The sequence below is a fragment of the Microcystis sp. M144S2 genome, from assembly GCF_020246065.1.
Taxonomy (GTDB): domain Bacteria; phylum Cyanobacteriota; class Cyanobacteriia; order Cyanobacteriales; family Microcystaceae; genus Microcystis; species Microcystis ichthyoblabe_A.
Genome location: NZ_JADBTR010000074.1, coordinates 1 through 6,695, shown reverse-complemented (window position 1 = coordinate 6,695; position 6,695 = coordinate 1). Strand labels below are relative to the sequence as shown.

Annotated in this window: 5 protein-coding genes; all 5 read right to left on the bottom strand. The window is 43.7% G+C overall.

The features are described from left to right. The coding region (locus tag IM462_RS09775) for a tetratricopeptide repeat protein (RefSeq protein WP_353737350.1) at window positions 1-1,869 on the bottom strand (1,869 nt) is incomplete at its 3' end. 135 nt (window positions 1,870-2,004) lie between these two features. Then, window positions 2,005-2,460, bottom strand: a complete 456-nt coding sequence (locus IM462_RS09770; RefSeq protein ID WP_287701116.1) for a hypothetical protein — start codon at window positions 2,458-2,460, stop codon at window positions 2,005-2,007. A gap of 44 nt (window positions 2,461-2,504) precedes the next feature. Further along, the gene (locus tag IM462_RS09765) at window positions 2,505-4,310 is read right to left on the bottom strand and encodes an aspartate kinase (RefSeq protein WP_108937976.1); all 1,806 of its coding nucleotides are present in this window, start codon (window positions 4,308-4,310) and stop codon (window positions 2,505-2,507) included. Between the two features lie 536 nt (window positions 4,311-4,846). Continuing rightward, the gene (locus IM462_RS09760; RefSeq protein WP_287701114.1) at window positions 4,847-6,415 is read right to left on the bottom strand and encodes an NAD(P)H-hydrate dehydratase; all 1,569 of its coding nucleotides are present in this window, start codon (window positions 6,413-6,415) and stop codon (window positions 4,847-4,849) included. Between the two features lie 19 nt (window positions 6,416-6,434). After that, a complete protein-coding gene (locus IM462_RS09755; protein WP_287701112.1) occupies window positions 6,435-6,623 on the bottom strand; it encodes a hypothetical protein in 189 nt (62 codons plus the stop codon). Window positions 6,624-6,695: the final 72 nt, after the last annotated feature.

Genomic DNA, 6,695 nt, shown 5'->3' with positions numbered 1-6,695 from the left:
TGCTAAATTGTTGAGAGAAGTTGCCACATGGGGATGATTCTCTCCTAAGAGTCGTTTATCCAAATCTAATACTTCTAGAAAGAGAGGTTCCGCTTCCGTGTACCTGCCTTGGGATTTGTACAATGCTGCTAAATTGTTGAGGGAAGTTGCCACATGGGGATGATTGTCTCCTAAGAGTTGTTTTCTCAAATCTAATGCTTCTAGATAGAGAGGTTCCGCTTCCGTGTACCTGCCTTGGGAATAGTACAATAGTGCTAAATTGTTGAGGGAAGTTGCCACAGAGGGATGATTGTCTCCTAAGAGTCGTTTATGCAAATCTAATGCTTCTCGATAGAGAGGTTCCGCTTCTGTGTACCTGCCTTGGGATTTGTACAAGTATGCTAAATTGTTGAGGGAAGCTGCCACATCGGGATGATTGTCTCCTAAGAGTCGTTTTCTCAAATCTAAAGCTTCTAGATAGAGAGGTTCCGCTTCTGTGTACCTGCCTTGGGAATTGTACAAGTATGCTAAATTGTTGAGGGAAGTTGCCACATGGGGATGATTGTCTCCTAAGAGTCGTTTTAACAAATCTAATGCTTCTAGATAGAGAGGTTCCGCTTCTGTGTACCTGCCTTGGGATTCGTACAATGCTGCTAAATTGTTGAGGGAATTTGCCACATGGGGATGATTGTCTCCTAAGTGGGTTCGAGTTGCGGTTAAACAATCTTGATAGTAAGGTTCAGCAATAGCATACAATCCTTGTCCTTTATAATAACGAGCTAAACCCGTATAGGACCAAGCTAAATCCTCATCAGCGATATATTGGGGATATTCCCCGACAGATGCTTGTAGATGGAGAAGGAAAGGTTTAAATTCTTCAACGATTTCTACAGTTGTATCCTGTGGCATTTCTGCCGATTTTTTGGCCATAATCCCACAATAACGGCGTTTTGCTGGTTCTGCGTGGGGTGATGCTTCTAACTTATCCCGAAAGTAGCGACGCAACAGGGGATGAATTTCATACCAACCCTCACCCTTATCCTGAACTAAACTCAGGTGAACTAAACTATCGGTTAACCATTCCTCCACTGTATCCCCATCCTCATCGGGAAATAAATCCAGAATCATCCCTTTGGGAAAGGGCGCAAGAGCGAATAAACTGAGATAAAGTGCCAAAATTTGCGCTTCTGGTTCGCTATGCAACTCCTCCCAACTGAGATTAAAGGCAGCTTTTAACCCTCTTTCCGCAGTCATTTCCCCATGAAACTTGGGATTTTTGGCTAAGATTGGCTCATCTAAGCCGTTTTCGGCTAATTTCTGCCGTATTTTGCTAATTTTCCAATCCTGTCGTCGTACCAGCAACCTTGCCACCAATTCTAACGCCAAGGGTAAATAACCTAAATCCTGACATAATAATTTAGCTGCCTCGATTTGTGTGTCAATTCTGTTGTCTTCAAGGTAGGAACGCAATAAATCAAGTGCATCTTTTTCTTTTAATACTTCTACCCGAAAAGTCGCAATTGTCGCTGATAAATATTCTTTGCGAGTGGTAATTAAAACCTGAAAGCGTTTGTCTTCTTGCGGTGGTAAATAATCCCTAATTTGCTGATAATCCCGCACATCATCAAAAATAATTAGGACATTTCCCGCTAACCAATTTTGCCAACAATAACGAATTTTTACGTCTAATTCTCCCTCATCCGGTAAAGTTAATTTGAGATGTACCCGCGCAAAATCTAAAATAGAAGTACCGATAAAACCGCCGTCACTTTCTGCCACATTTAACCAACATATACCCCCCGGATAGGCTTTTTCCCGCCATTCTTGCCAGCCAAACTGTCTGGCTAGTTCGGTTTTACCTATGCCTCCCATTCCCGTTAAGGTAGATATAGCAAGCTTTTGGGATTGTTGTAATTGCTTTTTTAAGTCAATTAATTCCTGATTCCTACCAACAAATCTAGGGATATTACTATTAGATAAATTGTGAGGATGTTGTTTAACCTGTTCCTTAACAGGCGGCTGCAGTCAGGGTTTATTGATGTTTATAGTTGCTGCTTGATAAACTTCACTAACCTGACCCTGATTCTGTAAATTTTGACCTCCAGAATTAGCCTGATTCATACTACTATTATCCTGAATTTTCAAGGATTGAATTTCTGTTGCTAAACCCTTGACTTTTTCGGCGAAATCTGCTTCATCATTCATGGCAACCTTTAAATAATCTGCTACTTTTTCTAGATCAGTTTTTGACCCTTTTTCAGCAGCTTGTAAAGCTTTTTCAGCATTAGGATTAGCTTTAAGTTTATTCCAGATGATTTGCCGCAAAGTATTAATTTTTTCTAGAGCAGCTTCGGTAAATTTTTCTACAGTAGTCTGAAATACCAAAGCAACAATTGTCGCCACTGTTATCGGTTCCATAGATAAAATCGGGGTGATGAGGGTTAACTTATTTATCTGGTTTTTGGGGGTATAAGTTGCCAACAATTAAACAACTCTTACCCCCATCATAGAACTTGTAATTTCATTTAGGCGGGTACTTCAATTTTACCCTGTCCGGCTAATCCAAAAGCGGCGTGAACCACTTGTAGGGCCCTGACTCCATCTTCCTGATTCACCACACAACTGATTTTTATATCAGAAGTAGCAATCATCAAAATATTAATTTTCTCCTTTGCTAAAGCTTCAAAAAAGCGTGCTGCTACCCCCGGTTGTCCTTCCATTCCCGAACCAACAATGCTCACTTTGGCTACATCATTATTAACCACCACTTCCTGTAAACCCAAACTTTCCGATAGTTCTAAGAGGATTTTTTGGGCTAAATTAGCATCAGCTTGGGGCAAAGTAAAAGCGATATCCCGTCGAGGAATACCATCGACAATGCGACAGCGTTGGGATTGAATAATCATATCAACACTGACATTTTTTGCCGCTAAAACCGAGAAAATTCTCGCCGCCATCCCGGGGCGATCGGGGACGTTACGAATGGCCATTTGGGCCTGATTATTATCTAGGGCCACTCCCCGTACTGGGACTAAATTTTTAGGGATTTCGCAATGAGCAACTTTAGCAGAATACTCCACTTGAAAAGCATCACAAAGGACTTTAATTGCTTTTTCTCCGTCCGCTTCATCGATGACACAACTGACTTTTACTTCAGAAGTGGAGATCATTTCGATATTAATTGCCGCTGCGGCCAAAGTGCTAAATATTTGGGCAGCAATTCCCGGCCGGCCGATCATACCAGCGCCGGTAATGGCGATTTTAGCGGCCCCGGATTCGATGATCACTTCCGCTTCCTCTGTATTAGTCGGATGGGAACGTAAAACCGGCGCGATCGCTTCGGCCACGGATTGGGCTTTTTTTAAGGCATTTCCCATCACCGTAAAGGCGATATCGTTGCTGTCCCCCTCGTGAATCGATTGAATAATTAAATCCACGTCCACCTGTTGATGGGCGATTTCCCCGAATAAACGGGCAGCGATACCGGGACGGTCCGGAACCCGTAAAAGGGAGATTTTCGCCTGATTACCGTCAAATTCCACCGCATCCACTGCTTTTGTCAATTCCAATCCTTGCAGGGTGCGCGGTTTCGGTGCCGGGGATGTCACCCAAGTACCCGGATCCTCTGTCCAACTGGAGCGGACAACCAAGGGAACCCCGAAGTTTTTAGCGATTTCCACCGCTCGCGGGTGGAGAACTTTCGCCCCTAAACTGGCTAATTCGAGCATCTCATCGCAGGTGATTTGGTCTAAAAGACGCGCTTCGGGGACTAAACGGGGGTCAGTGGTGAGAATACCGGGTACATCGGTGTAAATTTCGCAAAAATCGGCTTTTAAGGCGGCTGCTAGGGCCACGGCCGAGGTATCGGACCCACCGCGCCCCAAGGTGGTAATCTCTAGTTGATCACTATCGCTGACACCTTGAAAACCGGCGACCACAACTACTTTACCTTCCGATAGATGACGGGAGAGGCGATCGGTTTTAATTTCTAAAATACGGGCCCGACTATGTTCGGATTCCGTGACAATTCCCACTTGAGCGCCGGTTAGGGAGATGGCCGGTTGTCCGATTTCCTCTAGGGCCATACTCATCAAGGCGATTGTCACCTGTTCCCCCGTGGATAATAACATATCCATCTCCCGGCGCGAGGGTTCGGCGGCGATTTGTTTGGCTAAATTGACCAATCCATCGGTGGTTTTACCCATGGCAGAAACGACCACCACCACGGTATTTCCTGCTATTACCGTATTTTTGACCCGTTGAGCGACCGATTGAATGCGTTCCACGGAACCTACCGATGTACCACCGTATTTTTGGACAATTACAGCCATAGTTGTCAGCGCTAGAGACTTTCTATCTTTGTTCAATCTCCAACTTATCAAAATTCCTAACGATAAGTGGTTTTGGTTAACATTCCTTATGTTTTATCAAATGCCGACTATCTGAATTACTCGTTAAGACTGCACCGGAGAAGGGAGAGCCGGAGCTAGGTTGAGGCAGTTCGAGCATTTGTACTAAAATACCCCTACTCAGTTTAAATACAGTACATTTATGCTATTAATAATATTTTGGCTCTCTTAGGTTTGGTGGGTATTATGTATTCTAAGATATAGTCCTGCTGGCGAGTGAATGGAACGAACCACAAAGACACAGAGGACACGAAGATTGATCGCTACTTATTTCTGCGTTTATTGCGTTTATTAGGTGGATATTATGAAAGATATTTTAATGTTAGATACAGTAAAAATTATCAATTCTGATCCCCCCGCCTATCGGCACCCCCCTTATCAAGGGGGGCAGGGGGGATCGAATCTAAAATCCATTTTTAATTTAATTATAACCAGCTATTTAGATACAGTAAAAATTATCAATTCTGATCCCCCCGCCTATCGGCACCCCCCTTATCAAGGTGGGCAGGGGGGATCGAATCTTTCAGGGCGGCAAATAAATAATTAGCTAAAGTTACTCCATCTACTCCTAATTCCGTCCTTTCTTTGGCCGCTAAAATGCCGGCTTGAGCGTGTAAATAAGCCGCTAATGCGGTTGCTTCCGGGGCATTATCCGGCATTTGGGTTAAGAATCCGCCGATTAATCCTGTTAGGACATCACCACTACCACCTCGCGCTAAAGCGGAGCTACTTTCGGGGATTATATACATTTTACCTTCCGGGGAGGCGATTATAGTTCTGGCTCCTTTTAATAAGACAATTGCACCACTTTGTTGAGATGCTTCTTGAGTGATATTAATCCTATCTTGAGAACCTGATAAGTTAGGAAATAAGCGTTTAAATTCTCCCCAATGAGGCGTTAAAATTGTCTTATTCTGACGAGATGATAATTTTTCTATACCCAGTTGAGCCAAAATATTTAAAGCATCGGCATCGAGTATAATCGGCTTATCACTGTCTAAAACCTGTTCGATAATAGCAGGATTTTCTGTGGTTAATCCAGGACCACAGGCGAGGACATGATAATTATTTAATTCTAGGGGAAGTTCGGCAATAGCTCCCGTGGCAGTTTCGGGACAATCGATAATTAATGCTTCTGGTAAATGACTAATTAATAAAGATTTAAGGGCAGCAGGAACAGCAATAGAAAGCATTCCCACACCACTACCTCGCGCTCCTAATCCGGCGAGAATTGCCCCCCCCGCATAACGACGAGAACCACAGATAATTAATAAATGTCCCTGCTGATATTTATGGGTAAGGAGAGGACGGGGTAAAGGTAAATAAGGGCGAATTAGATCGGGATTAACCCTCAGAATTGGCGGTGAATCTTGTAAAATTGTTTCTAGGTCAAGGGGACTAATTCCGATATCAATTAACTCCACTTTACCCAGATAGGGTAGGGCCAAATCCTGGAAAAAAGCTCGCTTCCAGAGTCCCAAACAAAAGGTATGAGTGGCTTTAATTGCCGTGCCTAAAACCTCTCCGGTGTCGGTGTGAATTCCCGAAGCAATATCGATACTAATTATCGGTTTTTGCCAACTATTAATTTTATCGACTAATTCGGCAATCTCTCCCGATAAAGTCCTTTCTAAACCAAAACCGAAAAGACCATCGATAATTAACTGACAATCCCGCAAAGATTCTAAAGTTTTCTGAAAAATTAAGCCTAAATGCTTGACATAATTCGCCTGTTGTGCTGTTAAATCCTTGAGTTTGGCGATCGGACAAAAAAGAGATACTTGATAACCGGCGAGATGTAATTCTCGAGCAATCACGAGAGCGTCGCCGCCATTGTGACCAGGGCCAACGATAACGCCGATTTTGGAGAAATTAGCCAAGGAATAGGACTTTTTAAGCTGTTCTGCCGTTAACAGGGCGGCCTTTTCCATCAAAGCGGCCACAGGCATACCAGAGGCAAAAATCGCCCCTTCGATGCGACGCATCTGCTCACTATTAACCACGTTTGACCGATAATTGTAGCTCATTCGGGGGATAAATTGCCTGTTAACAGGTGTAGATAACTTTTTTGCCGAAAAATTGCCAATTAGACCCAATTTTCACCGGCTCAAGGCTGGTTTGGGTAATAATAGCCAGATCATTCTGTCTAGTTTTAGCTTGACGGTGATTCGCCCCTACAATAATATCATTGCGCCAATGGTAGGGGCGCACTGCGTGCGCCCACAATGTCCTCACCCCCAAACCTTCTCCCAGAAGCAGAAGTTATTCCAAGAGGGCGAATGCAATTCGCCCCTACAATAATATCAT

Excerpts from the sequence above, each read along its gene's own strand:
- IM462_RS09765 (WP_108937976.1), bottom strand. The coding sequence starts at position 4,310 with ATGGCTGTAATTGTCCAAAAATACGGTGGTACATCGGTAGGTTCCGTG.
- IM462_RS09760 (WP_287701114.1), bottom strand. The coding sequence starts at position 6,415 with ATGAGCTACAATTATCGGTCAAACGTGGTTAATAGTGAGCAGATGCGT.